The 18,621-nt window shown below is 47.6% G+C and carries 9 protein-coding genes; all 9 read right to left on the bottom strand.

Features of this window, described 5'->3' with window-relative positions; genetic code table 11:
• Positions 1–151: 151 nt before the first annotated feature.
• The 9 genes from ACN4EK_RS27305 to ACN4EK_RS27265 all read right to left on the bottom strand — a co-directional run bounded on the left by ACN4EK_RS27305 (position 152) and on the right by ACN4EK_RS27265 (position 18,571).
• Complete coding sequence (locus ACN4EK_RS27305) at positions 152–364, bottom strand: bacteriocin (RefSeq protein ID WP_431661484.1); 213 nt, start codon at positions 362–364, stop codon at positions 152–154.
• Positions 365–831: 467 nt separating this feature from the next.
• The gene (locus ACN4EK_RS27300) at positions 832–2,298 is read right to left on the bottom strand and encodes a cyclic nucleotide-binding domain-containing protein (RefSeq protein ID WP_431661482.1); all 1,467 of its coding nucleotides are present in this window, start codon (positions 2,296–2,298) and stop codon (positions 832–834) included.
• Entirely contained in the window at positions 2,295–2,669 is a 375-nt protein-coding gene (locus tag ACN4EK_RS27295; protein WP_431661480.1) for a helix-turn-helix transcriptional regulator, read from the bottom strand. Before ACN4EK_RS27295 ends, ACN4EK_RS27300 begins: the two co-directional genes overlap by 4 nt.
• Before the next feature lie 1,014 nt (positions 2,670–3,683).
• Positions 3,684–6,380 carry an MGH1-like glycoside hydrolase domain-containing protein gene (locus tag ACN4EK_RS27290; protein WP_431661479.1) on the bottom strand — a complete coding sequence of 899 codons (2,697 nt, stop codon included), beginning with the start codon at positions 6,378–6,380 and terminating at the stop codon, positions 3,684–3,686.
• 9 nt (positions 6,381–6,389) lie between these two features.
• Positions 6,390–7,199 carry an SDR family oxidoreductase gene (locus ACN4EK_RS27285; protein ID WP_431661478.1) on the bottom strand — a complete coding sequence of 270 codons (810 nt, stop codon included), beginning with the start codon at positions 7,197–7,199 and terminating at the stop codon, positions 6,390–6,392.
• 116 nt (positions 7,200–7,315) lie between these two features.
• Complete coding sequence (locus ACN4EK_RS27280; RefSeq protein WP_431661477.1) at positions 7,316–7,903, bottom strand: fasciclin domain-containing protein; 588 nt, start codon at positions 7,901–7,903, stop codon at positions 7,316–7,318.
• Between the two features lie 92 nt (positions 7,904–7,995).
• A complete protein-coding gene (locus tag ACN4EK_RS27275) occupies positions 7,996–9,057 on the bottom strand; it encodes an AI-2E family transporter (RefSeq protein WP_431661476.1) in 1,062 nt (353 codons plus the stop codon).
• A gap of 96 nt (positions 9,058–9,153) precedes the next feature.
• Positions 9,154–13,272 carry a PAS domain S-box protein gene (locus tag ACN4EK_RS27270; protein ID WP_431661474.1) on the bottom strand — a complete coding sequence of 1,373 codons (4,119 nt, stop codon included), beginning with the start codon at positions 13,270–13,272 and terminating at the stop codon, positions 9,154–9,156.
• A 118-nt stretch (positions 13,273–13,390) separates the two neighbouring features.
• Entirely contained in the window at positions 13,391–18,571 is a 5,181-nt protein-coding gene (locus ACN4EK_RS27265; protein ID WP_431661473.1) for a trifunctional serine/threonine-protein kinase/ATP-binding protein/sensor histidine kinase, read from the bottom strand.
• Positions 18,572–18,621: the final 50 nt, after the last annotated feature.

Raw genomic sequence — 18,621 nt, 5'->3', positions numbered from 1 at the left:
AGGTGTAATTCCCAGCTTGAAATCTCTCTAAGATTGCTATGGTGGTTCAAATTTAGAGTCTATTTCGAGCTGGAACTCACTAGGAAACCCGATGGCTAAAGAGGATATTCACCTATTAACCATCGGGTTCAGTTAACCTGGTCTATCTAGCTTAGAGCCAGCTTTTGACTTTGTTGATTGCACCACTTACCTTCCGGGCTACATTTGGACCGTCATCCGTATGTAACCATCGGTCAGCTTTTTTGATCGCTCGGTCAACAAAGTTATCACCGCAACCGCCGCTAATAGCATTCAGTTCAGTGTCATTCAGCTCCAGGCTTTCAGAATCAGATGAGAGAGCATGCTTCACTTCAAAATCAGACATTTTCTTTCTCCTTATGTGAGTTATTTACAGGTTAGATAAGAGCTTCAAGAATGTCTTGCTTCTCTTTCGTTCCTGATACTCTAACTATAAACAGGCTAAATGATAATCACAATGCACAATTTTTAGATTTAAAAAATAACGATTTGAGTAAAATTGACAAATAGTTTTCTCGTTCTTTCTTGTATTTTAAAGGAAAATTAGAAAAGGATTTGACTATAGATATAACCTCTTATTTAAGCTTTTCTTGCCGTTAGAAACTCTGATGAATCAAACAGATTTTTATGTCAATCAGCCTATCAAAAAAGTCTCCTAAATCCCATGATGTTATGGGACTTTGAAGACTTAGTTGAGTTGACCAAGAGATCAATTTTCTGGCTCAGATGGCTCAGAGTAGAGGTTCCCTAAAGAGGACTGAGAGAGAAGTTGAGCCCATTAATGATAGTTTTAGTACCTGATTCGATCGCGCATCAAATGAGTTCAGCACCTTGTAAACGTCTGAGCATCCAGTCAAATCGCGTTCCAGCTAATGCCATTTGATCCAGCGATCGATCATCGAGTTCATCTTTTAATGTAGCCGCTTCGGACGGGTTGAAAGATGGGTGATTTAGTGACCTGACATAGCCCAAGCGATACCACACTTCCTGTAGGCGATCGTGCATTAGATGGGCTAGTACCTGATAAAAACGAGCTGCAAACCCGACATCTTGATAGAGCTTGACGATTAACTGCTGACGGGGAATGGAAAGAACGATCGCATCTTGCCAAGCTGTGACTGTAGTAGATGGTAAATCAGCTTTCAAAAACGGAGTTTCGCCGACAATTTCTCCCTTTGACAATCTGGTAATAATTTGTCCAGGCACAGCGCAATTAGTTTGAGTTGAAAAAGCCCGCATGAAGGGATTACAAATTGTGTCTGATGTAGAAACAGTGAGAGTTCCATCTAGCAGGATATACAAGGCATCTATCGGTCTGCCCTGCTGAATTAGAATTGTGTGAGCCGGAATTTTTTGGCGTTGACCAATTGCTACTAACCAATCAATATCACTATCATGAAAACGGCTCAACATAAATAGTACATCCTTCACAGGTTGCTCCTGGATCGAGCGATCGCAACTATGTTGACTGATATTGTGCAATCGATTAGATAGAAGGATAGCGATCGCTCGGTAAAACCGGGATGCAAATCCAAGATCTTGCTTTAACTGAGTAGTCAATTGCGATTTGGAGACAGATAGCACTAGAGTTTGTGAAGTTGTATAGACTGTCGTTGTCGTTAAGCTATCTAGAAATGATTCCCAACCAACTACTTCCCCAACACCAAAGTGAATTATTTCTGACTGATGGAACTCATTTTCTCGTAGATCGATTGTTGGCACTAATCCTGAACTCTCCAGTTGAGTATCTTCGATCGTCAAGCTACCCTCTAGGACAAGATGTAATGACTTAATCGTCTGCCCATCTGACATCAAAATAGTGCCTGCGGTAAGTTCTCGATATTGCCCTACTTTTTCCAGCCAGTCTAGATCACGATGATTTAGTTCCTGTAGCAACACAGTTGTAATATGCCGATTGATCTGCTGTTCCTGAATCATCTTCACTGTTACCATCAACTGGGAGAAAGCCCGAGCTAACACCCCTAAATCGTTGGGGGTATGTAAGACTTTCGTTAACGTCGCAGTCGCAAAATGACCCCGTTCCAACAAGTGGGCAGTTTTAGTGAGTAGACGAATTGGCTTGACCAGGATATAGGATATTAACAATGAACTGCTAGCAATGCCCACCCCTATACTCCATAAGTAATGCTGACTGATGAGAGGTGTTGCCGAGTAAGTGATTAGCACTAAGGGAAGCAGAGATACAAGCAACATGGCGATCGTGAGTCGAGTTGTAAACGACCATGCGGCAGGGTAAAACCACAAAGATAAGGATTTCATAGCCGATGTAACTTTCTCCATACTTGAGGGGACATGCCATAGCGCTGACGAAATTGGCGAAAGAAGTACCCGGGATTTTGATAGCCCACACTTTCCGCAATTTGATTGACCGTCTGTTCCGTCTTTAATAGAAGACGACAGGCTTCTACCAGGCGACGCTCAATAATCCAGTTGTTAACGGTTTTTCCCGTTTCCCGCCGTACCCAGTCGGTCAAATAAGCGGGAGAGTAGCCAACAGCACAGGCAACCTGACACAGGGTTATAGACTGTTGGTAATGACGTTCAATGAACTGAAATACCTCATTGAGGCGGTAATGGGATGGAAACGAAAATATTGAGTGATCTGCCTGTATTCCGTCAGTACTCTCCAAAGACGATCGCAATGATGCATCAGGTATCTCAAGGGTCTTAAGAGTAGGGGAAACTGAAGTTAGCATATACCATGTTTGAGGGCTAAACTACAGCACCAGCTCAGAGCTAACTAGTAGTAGCGGTATACTAATCAGCTACTAAGCTCTATGCTTATGTCAGATTCAATCCTGACTGAGACAAGAATATAGATAGTTTGGCAATGCTTATGCAGTTAGGATGAAGTGTAGGGTGAACTGAAAGCACAAGTGGGATGATTTACTGTACTGCTTGCAATGGGGTGACAAGACATGAAATCCAATTTCCAGCCCAATTTGACCGCTATATTGAATCGGTTCGTGCCTCAGTTCAACTGCCGATCGATGTTGGATAGGGAGGCGCAAACGCGAATCTTCCAACTCGAAGGCTCCTGACTTGCTGTCCAAAAACAATTCTCAATGCGGCAGTCACAATACCTCCATAAACACAAAAGGATTTCCTCCCACACTGAGTCTTGAGGGATTGCTGCGAGTGGTAGAGGTAGTTGCTAGAATCAGCACTAGCCAAACAGGAAGGTGCAATATGCCCGAGCCAGTCAAGCCCCCGTCCATCGAGTCAATAGTCCTGCCCTTGTAGCCGACCTTGCCTTTAGCCAATCGCAAACGCCTCATCTGGATACTAGAGCAAATGCTGGAAAGCCAGACAGCAATTGCAACCCGCATGCAACATCCTGCCCTGTAGCTGGCAAACAAACTTGGGTATCTCCCAATTTGGATCTCTCTATCGCAGTGCTATCGGAATGCTTCCAATTTAAGTAACTTGGAAGCATTCATCCTGAACAATTGGCTTGACGTATTGATACCGGATGCTAATGCCGCTACCCAGAAGCTGTTTCAGCAAATGTGTGTCCAAGGCAAGGTTTGTTTATTGATTGATGGTATTGATGAGGTTGATATTAGAGGTGTCAACGAAACGGCGAATGAAACCACCCTGCTTTTTTGGAGGATGTAAGGGGGCAACAGCCTTAATCGCGATCGCTAGGATAACGAGGAAGCAATCAATTCAGAGGTAGGAGTTTGGATCGAGGAAGATGAGCGATCGCTGCAATAATGAATCAACGTAGCCACTAGCCCCGTCCATCCCGTTTGATGATTTGCGCCTAAGCCAGCGCCATTGTCCCCATTGAAGTATTCGTAAAACAAGGGGAGATTGCGCCAATCAGGATTTTTCTGGAACATTGAACACCCCCCATGAACTGGACGATTACCCGCCGTGTTTTGCAGAAAAATACTCATCAAGCGCTGGGATAGCTCAGTCGCGACTTCCGCTAAGGTCATCCACTGTCCAGATCCCGTAGGACATTCCACTTTGAAATCATCGCCCAAATAGGTATGGAATTTTTGCAGCGATTCGATCAACAGGAAGTTCATTGGCAGCCAGATTGGCCCCCGCCAGTTAGAGTTTCCGCCAAACATGCCTGTGGTTGATTCGGCAGGTTCATAGGCAATGGTATGTTGATCACCATCCACGTTAAACGTATAGGGACGATCGGCATGGATTTTTGAGAGCGATCGCACACCGTAGGGACTGAGAAATTCTGTTTCATCCAGCAGGCGTTGCAGAATGGGTTTGAGCCGTTCAGGCGGACTAATAATGGCTAACAGCCGTCTCGCTTGCTCTCCAGGCACGTCTAAGGACGCGATATTGCGCTGTAAGTTGGGGCGATGGTCAATAAACCATTGAAAGCGACGTTTGAAATCAGCAAAGTCATCGAGTGTGGATAGTTCTAAAATTTCGGTGGCAAACAGTGGCACTAGCCCCACCATCGATCGCACACGCAAATAATGATGCTGATCATCGGGTAAGTGTAAGACATCGTAGAAGAACTGATCCGTCTCATCCCAGAGGGGCACATTCGTTTCGCCAACATGGTTCATTGCATCCGTGATATACAGGAAATGCTCAAAGAATTTACTGGCAATATCCTCATAGCTAGGATTCGTTTTAGCCAGTTCCAGAGCGATCGCCAGCATATTCAAACAATACATACCCATCCAACTGGTGGCATCGGATTGTTCCAAATAGCCCCCAGTTGGCAGTTCAGCACTGCGATCGAAGATACCAATGTTGTCCAACCCTAAAAAGCCACCCTGAAAAATGTTGTTGCCATTATTATCTTTTTGGTTGACCCACCAGGTAAAGTTCAGCAGCAATTTTTGAAAGACACGCTCCAAAAAGTCGGTATCCCTGCGTCCGTATAACTCCTGCTCAATTTGATAAATCCGCCAGGTGCCCCAGGCATGCACCGGAGGGTTCACATCGCTGAAATGCCATTCGTAGGCAGGAATTTGTCCATTCGGGTGCATATACCATTCCCGCGTCAGTCGATCTAACTGGCGTTTGGCAAAGTCCGGATCAATCATTGCCAGGGGAATGCAGTGAAATGCCAGATCCCAGGCGGCGAACCAGGGAAACTCCCATTTGTCCGGCATGGAAAGAATGTCATCATTAAACAGATGAATCCACTCCTGGTTGCGCGGATAGGTGCGATCGGGGGCAGGTTGGTTTGGATCGCCTCTGAGCCAATCTTCGACCACGTAATGATAGAATTGCTTCGTCCATAACAGCCCTGCAAACGCCTGCCGTTGAACACGTCGGGTATCCTCAGACTCCTGTTGCGGGGTAATGCGATGATAGAATTCGTCGGCTTCCTGCTGACGTTGTTGGAAAATGTGTTCAAATTCCTGGTTAAAGGGTTGGGCTAAATCCGGGCAATCGGCTAAGCGTAACCACACGGTACAGGTTTCTTTCGGAGCGATCGTCAACGTATAATGGGCAGCAACTTTAGTGCCAACTTGATCTGAATTGATTGCAAACTGATTGCCATGAACGATGTAATCATTGATGCCATCTTTAACATAGGGGGAGGAATTCTCTATCCCAAACAATCGCTGCTGATTGGTTTCATTCTCCGTAAATAGGAGGGCATCTGGGTTAAGACAATACAACCAGCGATCGCCCAAACTGGGATGACTTGCCTGTACAATCTGAGTGGGCGCTTGGGATTGGATTTGGCGTAATTCTGGCTTCTGACTGTTCTGATCCCATGCCCAGGTATTGCGAAACCACAGTGTGGGTAAGAGATGGACTGTTTTGGCGACTGAAGCACGATTCACTACCGAGAGTTGAATCAGAATATCTTCATCCGTATGTTTAGCGTATTCGACAAAAACATCAAAATATTGATTGTGATCAAAAATGCCGGTGTCGATTAACTCAAACTCAGGATCGTGGTAGCCGCGTTGCTGATTTTCCTCCACTAATCGTGTATAAGGAAACGCCTGTTGAGGATACTTATACAGGCACTTCATGTAGGCATGGCTGGGAGTGTTATCAAGGTAAAAATAATACTCTTTGACATCTTCCCCATGATTGCCTTCCGGACCTGTTAAGCCAAAAAACCGCTCCTTTAAGATAGGATCTTGTTCATTCCAGAGCGCGATCGCAAAACATAGGCGTTGGTGATTGTCTGAAATTCCGGCAATGCCATCTTCCCCCCAACGGTAAGCTCGCGATCGGGCATGGTCATGGGGAAAGTATGTCCAGGCATTACCATCACTACTGTAATCTTCTCGCACAGTGCCCCATTGGCGATCGCTCACATAGGGGCCCCAGCGCCGCCAGTAAGCCTGACGGGTACGATCTTGTTCCAGTCTTCGTTCTTCTGCGGTCATGATTTCACCTCATGCAGACCAGCTTTCTCGAAAATCGGCGTAGAGCGTTAATCCACCATCAATAAACAGTGTTTGTCCGGTAATATAAGTCGCTTCGTCCGATGCCAGAAACGCTACGGCAGCCGCCATTTCTTCTGATGTTCCCGCCCGTCCCATAGGAATGTGGCTTTCCACGATCGCCGCTTTCTCTGGATCATCCGTCCATGCCGCATTAATCGGGGTTACGGTGGCTCCCGGCGCGATCGCGTTCACCCGAATGCCCCGATCGGCGTACTCTAAGGCTAAGGTTTTGGTCAAATTTCCCATGCCACCTTTGCTGATGGAGTAGCTGACATAGGTGGGGCGGGGAATAATTTCGTGGACGCTGGAAATATTGATAATCACTCCAGTCCGTTGTTGCTTTAAAAAATGCTTAATAGTTTCCCGCGCACAGAGATAAGCTCCTCGCAAGTTAACGGAAATGACCCGATCGAATTCATCCGTTGGGACTTCATGGGAGACTCGTTCCGTCTGAATACCAGCATTGTTAATCAGAATATCCAAATGACCGAATTTCTCGACCACGGTATTCACCATCTCCACAATGTCTGCTTCTTGGGAAACATCTCCCTGAATCAACAGCGATCGCACGCCACAATTTTCGACTTCTCCACAGGCGGCTTGCATTGCCTGTTCTTCCGTATCCTCAGCCCCTTCTGGGCTTTTACGATAGTTGATCGCAATATGGCATCCTTCCTGTGCCAGACGAATTGCGATTGCCTGACCAATGCCCGAACTTGCCCCTGTAATCAGAGCCGTCTTACCAGTCAATCCTTTCATCATCCTTTCTCGCTCGATGTTTACTGGATGGACTACTGTGTAGGGGCAAGGTTACTGCTCAGTGTATCGCCAGACTGACCCGAGCAACTGCCCCTACGATCGCGGATGGATAGCGCTTACAGTGTGAAGTCAGGGGGTAAAATCACCCGATCGACCACATGCACAATCCCATTACTCGCCTGGAGGTTGGGTTGGGTGACGCTCGCGTCATTGACACTAACCTGTTGAGTGCCTTGATTGACCTGCACATTCAACGGCTGACCTGCCAGCGTATTTACTTCCCCTGACTGAAGTTGGTTTGCAGGGAGGTTCTGAGACACAACATGATAGGACAACACTTGCCGGAGTTTTTCGCGGTTTTCGGGTTGCAATAGCTGTGCCCGAGTTTCGGCAGGAATCGCGGCGAACGCCTCATCTGATGGCGCAAAGACGGTGTAGGGTCCCTGCCCCTGTAACGCTTCAGTCAGCCCAGCCGCTTCAATGGCTGTATTAAATGTAGATAAAGAGTTATCGGTCGCTGCTAGTTCGGCAATACTACGATTGTCAGTGGTCGGTGCGGTTGCTGCCGGAGGCGATTGAGTTAACCCAGGGGATGGTTGAGCCGGTGCTGTATCGGTTGGGGCTTGAGCCGTTTCTGGAGCACAGGCAGCCAGTGCGGGCAACATCATGAATCCAGCCGCAACACCTAACCATTTTTGCTTCATAGCGTCCAAAATAGAACCTCCTGAAATATTCAGCCAATTACTTCCTTCACCTTCAATGGCAAATGTGACGCAATAGTGACAGACGACACAAGTCAATCTGAGGAGTTAGCGATTTGTTCCCCTCGCATTTCGTCAACATCCAAAAGGCTGATTAATACCCCTGCGATCGGAATAGATAAAAACACACCGACTAAACCGGCTATTCTTGCCCCTACTAACAACGCAAAAAACATGATCACAGGATTCATATTAATCGATCCCTGCATCACCCGAGGCATTAGCAGATTCTCCTCAATCTGTTGCAGTAAAATACATCCAACCAACACCTTTAAGCTGAGCAACACTCCCTGGGGCAAAATGATTAAACAAACCAGGCTAATTCCAATCGTGGCACCAATGCCAGGAATCAGGTCGAATACACCCGCGATCGCTGCCATGACCAGGGCATAGGGAATGCCTAATAAGATGAAAATGAAAAACGCCGAGACTCCAAAGAAAATCGAGAGGAGCAAGCGCCCCCAAAAGAAACCAAGAAAGTTTTTCTGAATGGCGGTTGTCAGTTCCTGGCGGATCTGGGGGGGAAATAGTTTCATGATTAAGTTCCATAGCCGCCGACCATCTAGTAACATGAAAAAACCTACGACTGCGATCAAAATTAAATCTAGTAGGCTGAATAATAGGTTCTGAATCGTTGTGAAACTCATGCCAACCAGACTCAGGACTTGTTGACGCAACTGAGTCTCGAATGTACTAAAATCGACCGCAATATTACGGCTTTGCAGAAAGGATTGTAAATTTTCGAGCTGATTAATGACAGATTCCAGGACTTGTGGAGCCTGTTTTAATAACTGTTGTGCCTGCGAAATCGCCGCTAACCCGATCGTGGCCATCAGCCCCGCCAGCCCCAGAACAGCCAGGGAAAATACCAGCAGCACCGCTAACCAACGGGGCATGAAGCGGGTAATCACTCTCACCGGATAGTTCAACAGAAAGGCTAGAATCGCCGCAAAAATAAAAATGACTATAACGGTTTCAAAGTAAGCCAACACTTGCACGATCGCCCATGCCAACGCCAACAGCAGCAGATAGCGAACGAGCCGAGCATTACTCAGGTGTGCCCAAGCTCGATTAGAATTGCCCCGTGGATTATCCATGACAAATCTTAGACCTTTACGGCGTTCCTACTTGCAGTATCGAATAGCAGCCCGACTTCAATCGTCTCTCTAAAGGGTACTCTAAATTTAAATTTATCAGTTTGTGCCAGTTGTACTTCTCGCGGCTTGCAGCAGTTGCAGAATCGGTACGAAGTCAAAATTGTCTACTTTTTCAATGAATAGGGCGGCAAGTTGTGGCTGTGTAGGAGTCAATTGCTCAATCAGATGAATTAGCTTTTGATGATCGAGCTCTACCGTCGCTTGATAGAGTTGTGCCAGAAATGGAGCGGGTAACTTCCGGAGAGCCGCGATCGCATTAAATGAACCGGCAGAGGATTGTGATGGGTTAGCTGTTGTATCAGGGTCGCCATAAATATATTGCACCCCTAAGTGGATAGTCATTTTTTCTAGCAAGTCAGTCTCTTGAAAGGGTTTACGGACAAAATCATCACAGCCTACCTCTAAGACCTTGGCGCGTTCCTCTTCAAAGGCTCCCGCCGTCAGGGCAATAATTTTAGTCAGTGGCGGTGTAGGAGTGGGGGGTAAGGAGGATGGGAAGGATGGTTGTTCGGCAATGCCCTCACCATACTGCCTTTGATATTCCATAGCTCGGATCTGCTGAGTGGCTGCATAGCCATTGATGACAGGCATCCGCATATCCATCCAGATCAAATGAGGATGCCAGGTTTCCCAGAGGGCGATCGCTTCCTGTCCATTGGTTGCGGCTTGGACTTTAAAGCCAACCGATTGTAACAGTTGCACTAATAATTGCCGACTTGTCTCATGATCTTCAACCACCAGAATTCGATAGGACGGTTGATTGGGAGCTAACTTTAGAATGTAACGTGGTGAGGCTTGAGTGAATAGTTGGGCTGCCTCCGCCAATCGTACTGGAATTGTAAACGCAAAGATAGAGCCAACTCCGAGGGTGCTACAGACTGTTAAGTTTCCGCCCATCAATTGCACGAATTGCCGACTAATTGGCAACCCTAGCCCGGTTCCTTCCTGGGCAGATTGGCGATTATTCGACTGAATAAATGGTTCAAATAAGCTGTCTAATTCATCCGAGGCAATGCCAATTCCAGTATCTGCAACATTGAGGTGAAGATAAATCGGTTCTAGGTGATTGGGGGTAGGCGACTGGTTTGGTGTGGTTGGTGGTAGCGGGCTGGTGGCTGATTGCGGCAGTATCACTGTGGATATGCGGAGGATGATTTGACCTTGCTGGGTAAACTTAATTGCGTTTCCGACCAGATTAATCAATACTTGGCGGAGCTTATTTTCATCAGTTTCAATATATTGGGGTAGATTAGGAGCACGATCGACAATAAATTGTAACCCTCTTTCGATCGCCCGTAGCCGAAACATTTCTTCTAGGGTATTCAGTAAACTATAGAGATCAAAGCTGTTAGGCGTAAAGGTAATTCGTCCAGCTTCAATTTTAGACATTTCTAAGATGTCATTAATTAAATTCAATAAGTGTTCACCACTGCGATTAATAATATTCAGTTGTTGGCGTTTTTCCAGTTCTAAGCTATGGTCACGAGCCATGAGTTGAGCAAATCCTAAAATGGCGTTGAGTGGTGTTCGCAGTTCGTGGCTCATGTTTGCCAGAAAAATGCTTTTGGCGCGATTAGCCGCTTCTGCCGCTTCCATCGCTTGCTGTAATGCCATTGTGCGTTCTTGCACACGACGCTCCAACTCCTGATTCAGTTGTTGCAACGCTTCTTCAGCCTGTTTGCGATCGCTGATATCGCGAGATAAGCCGATCGTGCCAATGATATTGCCCTGAGCGTCATACCAGGGGCTTTTAGTCGTTAGATAGGTACGCATTCCATCGGTGTGCGGTACTCGTTCCTCCAGGGTTTCCGCAATTCCGGTCGTCATAATTTTGAAATCGAGTTGACGCAGTTGTCGTGCCATTTCGGGAGACCACAGTTCTGCATCATCTTTACCGAGTAAGGCATCTAACGGTTGGTCGAAAAAGCGAACAAAGGCTGAGTTGGCAAGCACAATCCGTCCATGACGATCTTTGACAAACACGACATCCGGGGTACTTTCGATCACAGACTGCAAAATGGCGTTCTGTTCTGCCAACTGAGCTTCACTATCTCGTAAGGACTGTTCGGCTTGTTTGCGATCGGTAATGTCCTGATAGGTGCCTAATAAGCCAATTAACTCACCCCTGAGGTTATACAACGGTAGTTTATTCGTTTCAATCCAGACCATTGAACCATCTGCCCGAACCTGAGTTTCAATGATGCCCAGTTTGGCAATACCAGAATTGATCACCTCGCGATCGTCTGCCCGGTAAGCATCGGCGTTGGTGGCTGCCCAGGGCATGTCATAGTCAGTTTTGCCTACGATCTCCGTAGGTGAAGCTAAACCAGCCACCTGAGCCGATCGTTGATTACAGCCTAAATATACGGAATTACAGTCCTTCCAAAACACCGTTAAGGGAAACGTATCAATCACCGTTTGCAGAAAAAGTTGGGATTCACGTAAAGCCATTTCCGCTTGTTTGCGATCGCTGATATCGCGCATTCCGGCAATAAACACCGGACGATTCCCCAGGGTGACCCGCCGCAGAGAAATTTCGACATCAAATAGGCTCTGATCGTTAAATCGGCGCTCTCGCCATTCAAACCGCATGGTTTCCCCCGCTTGTACCCGTTGGAGGATTTCCGGCAGCCGTTCCAGCGGCGCATCTGGGGCAGATAAATCGGGAATCGTGGCAGCCAGCAGTTGTTCCCGTGTCGCCCCCCGCACTTCTAAGGCGCGATCGTTGGCATCCAGAATTGTCCCATCCAGGGCATGAATCAAGATGGCATCATAGACATTATTGAAAATAGTCCGTAGATCGCGTTCTGACTGCATCAGTTCTTGAGTCCGTTGCTGAACTCGAAGTTCTAGTTCTTCATTCAACTGCTGGAGAGCCAGTTCAGCTGCTTTGCGATCGGTAATGTCCGTATCCACAACCGTGATATCCCAATAGCCCTTCGAGTCTTCCCATTGCACATAGCAAGCCGCTAACACCCACCGCAACTGATCCTGGTCACGCTGGCAACGATATTCCATCTCATAGGTAAAAACATCCCGGCGGGTCAAAACCATTTGGATATTTGGCAAGACAATATTGACCCAATCGTCTGGATGAATCCGCGATCGCCAGCAGTTGGTATTGGCTCTTAACTCGTCCGCCGTAAACCCCCAAATCTGCTCGTAGTGGGGCGAAATATAATCAAATTGCATGGATGAATCGGGATATAACCGCAGGCGAATAATTCCTGCGATCGCTCGGTCTAAAATCTCGGTCAGTTGTGCCTGCGAAGCTTGCAGGGCTAACTCTAACCGTTTTCGCTCGGTAATCACCTGAGTAAACAGGATAATGCCACCAATTTCGTTGGTTGTGGTATACCAGGGATGCACCTCCCACTGAATCCAGATCACCGAGCCATCTGTCCGCACGCACTGCTCTTCCTCACAGCGCACGACGATGCCAGCTAATGCCCTTTGATAGCTGTCTTTCCAGCGATCGGGGATATCTGGAAATAAGTCATAGTGCGATCGTCCAATCATGTCTCGATCGCCCAGGTGATAATCTTCCTGCCAGCGTCGTGAGGTGAGGAGATAGCACATCTGGCGATCGAGCATGGCGATGGCGGCAGGCGTATGCTCGATAAATAACCGTAGTTGTTGTTCACTTTGATCAAGTTTTCGAGTGCGTTCCTGGATTTGTTGTTCTAGCTTGGCATTTAATCTCTCTAGTTCCTGGTTCGCCTGCGCTAAGGCTAACTGCTGCTGCATCAATTGTTGTTGTTGCTGATAACTACGCACCGCTTCCGTCACCGTCAGTGTGAGATCGGTTTCATCCCAGGGTTTGGCAATAAAGCGGTAGAGGTTCCCGCGATTCACCACATTACCCACATCCTCCGCTCGGGCTTGTCCAGTCAGCATGACTGTTAAAATCTGCGGGTAACGAACATGCAGTTCAATCAGGAATTCATCCCCTTTCATCCCTGGCATAATCTGATCCGCAATCACCAGGGGAATTTCTACCCCCGCCGCGATCAGTTCGTCCACCAGTTCCAATGCTTCAGCCGCACTTTCGGCAATTTCGATCGTGTAGTGAGGAAACTGCCGGAACAACTGAGTTCTTAACGTTAGGAGAACGTTACGTTCATCATCTACGCATAGAATAGTTGGGTTACTCATTGGTCACTCCCAGGGGGTTGTAGCTTGGTATAAGGGAATATTCGATCACCTGTGTTGGTTGATTGGGCATAGGATGGCATATCGTTGGATTGAGTGCTCTAGCCTCTAAACAAAGACTTCACAATGTCCCTGAATCAGGCGGCTCTGGCGGCGAATGCCCGTAACCTGATTGATTCCCTGAGGCAGATGGTGATAAGGGCAACATGACTGTAAAGACTGTTCTCCCCGGTTGGCTATGAACTGCAATGCTACCGTTATGTTTGGTGACAATCCGCCGCACAATATCTAACCCTAAGCCACTCCCTTCCCCTCTAGGCTTGGTCGTATAAAATGGCTCGAAAATGCGGGATTGAATGTCGGCAGGAATTCCACTCCCCGAATCCGCGACTTCTACCATTAACTGCTCAACCCTTGATCTGATAGCGATCTCTAGCGTGCCCCGTTGCCCGATCGCATAAATGGCATTGTCAATTAAATTCACCCATACCTGAGTCAGTTCATCGGGATTGCCAATTATTTCAGGAATTTCTGAGTCATAGCAGCGAATTACGTTAATCCCTTGTTTGAGGCGATTGTGATATAGCGTTAAGGCTACCTCAATGCCATCGGGAATCCAAACTTGGCAGCTTTCTCCCCCCGGACTGTGATGACTATAGGTTTTTAAGGCAAACACGATTTTAGCGGCGCGATCGACTTCTTGTTGAATACTTCTGGCATTTTGGGCTTGCAACACGAGATGATAAGCGGTCTGCAAAATTTCCAGACAGTTAGCAGATTTGAGTAGAGACTGATAGCACGTCAAATCCGGTTTAAGCCGCAATAGGGTAAGTTGGGTTGCAATGGCGTGAGCCTCAACAATGCCTTGACGAACCAGTTCGGCGTGTAGTTGCGATCGGTGTTGTCGCTCAGTACGGGTTGAGAGCGAGGTGTGGTTTTGACAGGCTGTATTGACTAATGCCAAGAATTCAGAGCGTTGAGTCTCGGACAGATGTTGGAGTAACGTCGGTAACTGTTGCAGGGAGGCTTGAAATGCAGCTGTGATATTGTTCGTTGCCCCCCGAATCACTCCAAGCGGCGTGTTAATTTCATGGGCAATGCTCGCTGTCAGTTGTCCGAGTGCCACCAGTTTTTCTGACTGAATCAGGTCTTGCTGGGCAGCTTGTAGATGACTGAGGGCTTGTGAGAGTTCCTGCGTTCGGGCGGCCACCCGCTGTTCTAACGTCTGGGAATACTCTTCCAATTGCCGATTTGCCTGTTCTAGACTGGTATTGAGTTGGGAGAGATCCTGTACCAGACGATCGCGCTCCAGTTCTGCCCGTTTACGATCGCTGACATCCATCACCAAGCCATCCCAGGCTAATGCCCCCTGCGACTGACTGGTGGGTTGAGAAACGACGTGAATCCATTTCGTTAGTCCTGATCGGGTGACAATGCGGAATTCCAGGTTAAAGGGTTGCAGCGATCGACTTGTTTCAGCCATCATCTGTTCAATCAGCGATCGATCGTCCGGATGTTCAAATTCTCGGAAGCTATACTGACCCGCTATCATCGCTTCAGCCGTGACCTCGTACAGGTTGTAACACCCAGAACTGGCATAGGGTACAGAGATCGTGCCATCAGCGGTGACATGCAGCTGGAAAATCATGCCAGGGAGGTTAGTAGCTAGATGCTGAAAGCGAGTTTCACTTTCCTGTAATTGACTGAGGGAGGTTTCTAATTGTTGGGCGTAGGTCTGCGCTTGCTGGTACAGATGAGCATTTTCTAAGGAAATCGCCGCCTGGGCACACAAGACCTTAAGCAGTTCTACGCGATCGTCCGTAAACGCTGCCGCCGCCATGGTGTTTTCTAGATACAACACCGCCACTAACTTACCCTGATTGAGAATGGGCGTACACAGTAAGCTTTGGGGACGGAATTGGAGACAATAGGGATCCGTGATGGTGCTGGGATGGGTTTTGTAGTCTGTAATCACGGTTTCCCGTGTCCGTTCCACATAATGAATTAGGGCAAGGGGAACATGCTGACAATCATCGATCGGTTTGCGTTTTAGCAATTGCACCGCATTGTCAAAATACTTAATTCCTACTTCCAGGACTCCACCGGAGTTAAGAAACAATGCCGCTTTATCAGCACCAGCGTTTGTCATCACCAGTTGAATTAACGTTGGCAAGAGTTGATCCAACTGGATTTCGCTGGATAGGGTGTGGAACGCCTGAAGTAGGGTACTTAAATCGAGCGCGGTCGAGAGGTGGCTGGAATTGCCCGATAGGATCAGGGTATTGATGGCAGTGGGGGATGGCTGCACGATTGGCAATAGGATCTGGGGATACCGTTGCTCTAAATCATGCAGTTTCGCTGTTGCCCCCCAGCATTTATAGCGATCGTAGGCATTGATCAGATACTCTTGGGCAAGACGTTCTTTCCCCCAGGCAAGATAGAACCGAGCCGCTAACTCGTTCGCTAATGCCTCATCCTGAATAAACCCATGCTCTTTGGCTCCCGCAATGGCACGATCGTAATGATCACATGCCCTAACGCGATCGTGCAGAAGCGCTTGCCGCTCAGCTTCGATCAATTCCCACCGATGTTGATGGTTAAAAGGAGCTAGCGTTGCCCATTCCTGAATTTTGTCCTGTTGAGTCTGAATGCGTTCTAGCATCACTGACTGTTGTTCTACGCTAGTTTGGGAATACTGCGCGAGCTGGATCAAGGCATCATAAAAGGGATACAGCGCGAATGGGAAGATGGCTAACCCACCATCAAGATAGTGTTCTAGCTGGGCAGCATGGTGAGCGGCGGTGGCATACTGCATGAATAGATACGCCAACACCATTTGACTAAACTGATCGTGAAAAATAGTTGTGCGATCGCAAGTTTCGTCATGACAGGGTTGCGATCGGGCTGGCTCATCCCCTGCTTTACTCTGCCAGGGAAGATCTCTGCTTCCCAGTAGGCTTAATACTAACTGTTGTGCCGTGTTCAGCCACTTCAGGATCACCTCTTGCTTCGTTCGCTGGATCGCCTGACAATAGGCTTCCATGGCTTTAGCTAAACCCGTTAACTCCTGACCTGCCCATAAAGAGTAGTAACAGTAGGCATGGGCATTTAACGCCACACATTCTAGATCCCCCGTCTCTAAGCCGCTCTGGTATGCCGCTAGCAAGGGTTGGAGTTGCTGCTGTAAAGGTTCCTTCCAGTGGCTCACAAAGTAATGAACAATGTAGCCAATTCGACTGTGGCACACGGTTGCTTGCAGCCGATCCAACATCGCTAGGGATAATTGACCAAACTCATAACCAGCGTCCATTTCCCCGATCGCGCCACACAATAGCAACCCGTAGTCGCCATAGGAAAAGATAGAAATCGAGCAATTCCCGGATTGCATCGATAATTCTACTTGTTGACAAATCAGGAGTGGCATTAAGTTGGGCAGTACCCGATAGGCAGAAGGGACTAAGACCGTCATCATTTCCATTGCTGCCAAATGACCAGGATGATGCATGATCGGTAGGTTGAGTAAACTGAGCACCGATCGCCCTTGCCACAGTTGGCGAGTGCGGGTTAACGTCTGGTCAATGTCTGCCAGTGTCGGTTGCTCAGGAAAGCCCATTCCCAACGCCTGCAACACCTGTAATCCAATCTGAAGCGATTCACGTAGTTGTCCTTGCGCCTTCGCCCCCAGCAAGCGAGTTTTCTGCACTGGAATGGTATCAAGTAGGGCTTTAGCGTGGTGTAATACCACCATTGCCCACTGTTCCATCTGCTCAAAATCAGTATTCAGATACGCTACTTCTGTTACCTCAATATGAATTGCCAGGGTCAGATCGTAATAATGTGCCCACGCATCGCCAGGTAACATGCGAATTCCAGCCGTGAGATAGTCAATTGCTGCCACGTAGGCGGTCGCTGATTTAGCTTTTCTGCCAGCCGCCAGATTCAACTGTGCCAGGTGGGTTCGCTCCTCAGGATCTGTAATGAGTGCAGCCCCTGCATTCAAGTGATTGATGATGGCAAATAGCCGCTCCTCTCGTTGTGGTTCTGGTGTATTCTGCAACAGCATTTGTCCCATTTGCAGGTGCGTCATTTGTTTCTGATCAGGAGTGATCAGAGAAGCCGCCGCTTGCTGAATACGATCGTGCAAAAAGTGATAAGTAAGATTAGACAGGCAAACCGTCGGATGCGGGAGGTCTGCTGGGCTGATGTTTGCCTGCACCTGATAAAACTTATAAACTTCGTGGGTAGGAACCACTAATCTGGCTTGTAAGGCAGACCAAAGATCGGCGGCCGTTTCCATTTCTGAATGCTGATAAACAATTGATAATGTCGCTAAATCAAACTGATTGCCAATACAAGCAGCTAATTTCAACACTGTTTGAGTGTCTGGTGGCAATTTTTGAATCTGCAATGCCATAAAATCAACAACATCATCAGTCAGAACTAACTCACGGATGCGGGCAATATCCCCTTGCCAGTAGCCAAACTCAGTATTAAAGTGAATTAGCCCGTCTTGATGTAACGCCTTGAGAAATTGAGTGGCAAAAAAGGGGTTGCCTTGAGTTTTCTGATAAATCAACTCAGTTAAGGGTTGGGCTAAAGCAGCGGCACAGTTGAGCGTATGAGCCACTAATTGATTCAGGCTATCCTGACTTAATGGAGCCAGTGCGATCGTTCGTACTGGCACATTTGCTTGACTCAAACTCTCTAGCATTAAGCTGAGGGGATGTACGGGGGAAACTTCGTGATCGCGGTAAGCGCCAATTACTAGCAGACAGGGAATGGCTGACTCTGCCATTAACAGATGTAGCAAATGCAACGATGCCGAATCCGCCCATTGCAAATCATCCAAAAACATCACCAAAGGATGGTCTGGAGTGGCAAACACTTGGATAAACTTTTGAAATAACAGATTAAAGCGATTCTGATCCGCCGTTCCCGATAATTTTACAGCCACAGGTTGGGCACCAATAATCTGCTTTAACTCAGGAATCACATCAATCATCACTTGACCATTCTCACCAACCGCCGCCAGGATTTGGCGTTGCCAATGGTGTAACTGTGCATCACTCTCGCTCAATAATTGCCGCATCAAATCACGGAAGGCTTGCACAAACGCCGATAGGGGAATATTGCGATTAAACTGGTCAAATTTACCTTTGATGAAATATCCCCGTTGTTTGACGATCGGTTTATGCACTTCATTCACAACCACCGTTTTGCCAATTCCCGAAAATCCCGTCACCAGGATGAGTTCACTGGTTGGAGAAAGCGGTAGCGCCGGGGAAGCCGATGCAGCAGACAAGCTAGCCCCCCCATGCCCCTGACCTCCCCTACTGTCTCTTATACACATCT

This window comes from Pantanalinema rosaneae CENA516 (assembly GCF_050753385.1).
Lineage (GTDB): Bacteria > Cyanobacteriota > Cyanobacteriia > Leptolyngbyales > Leptolyngbyaceae > Pantanalinema > Pantanalinema rosaneae.
The sequence above is the reverse complement of the archived record's forward strand: the minus strand, read 5'-3'. Positions and strand labels throughout refer to the sequence as shown.

Excerpts from the sequence above, each read along its gene's own strand:
- ACN4EK_RS27300 (WP_431661482.1), bottom strand. The coding sequence starts at position 2,298 with ATGAAATCCTTATCTTTGTGGTTTTACCCTGCCGCATGGTCGTTTACA.
- ACN4EK_RS27305 (WP_431661484.1), bottom strand. The coding sequence starts at position 364 with ATGTCTGATTTTGAAGTGAAGCATGCTCTCTCATCTGATTCTGAAAGC.
- ACN4EK_RS27290 (WP_431661479.1), bottom strand. The coding sequence starts at position 6,380 with ATGACCGCAGAAGAACGAAGACTGGAACAAGATCGTACCCGTCAGGCT.
- ACN4EK_RS27270 (WP_431661474.1), bottom strand. The coding sequence starts at position 13,272 with ATGAGTAACCCAACTATTCTATGCGTAGATGATGAACGTAACGTTCTC.
- ACN4EK_RS27285 (WP_431661478.1), bottom strand. The coding sequence starts at position 7,199 with ATGAAAGGATTGACTGGTAAGACGGCTCTGATTACAGGGGCAAGTTCG.
- ACN4EK_RS27275 (WP_431661476.1), bottom strand. The coding sequence starts at position 9,057 with ATGGATAATCCACGGGGCAATTCTAATCGAGCTTGGGCACACCTGAGT.
- ACN4EK_RS27280 (WP_431661477.1), bottom strand. The coding sequence starts at position 7,903 with ATGAAGCAAAAATGGTTAGGTGTTGCGGCTGGATTCATGATGTTGCCC.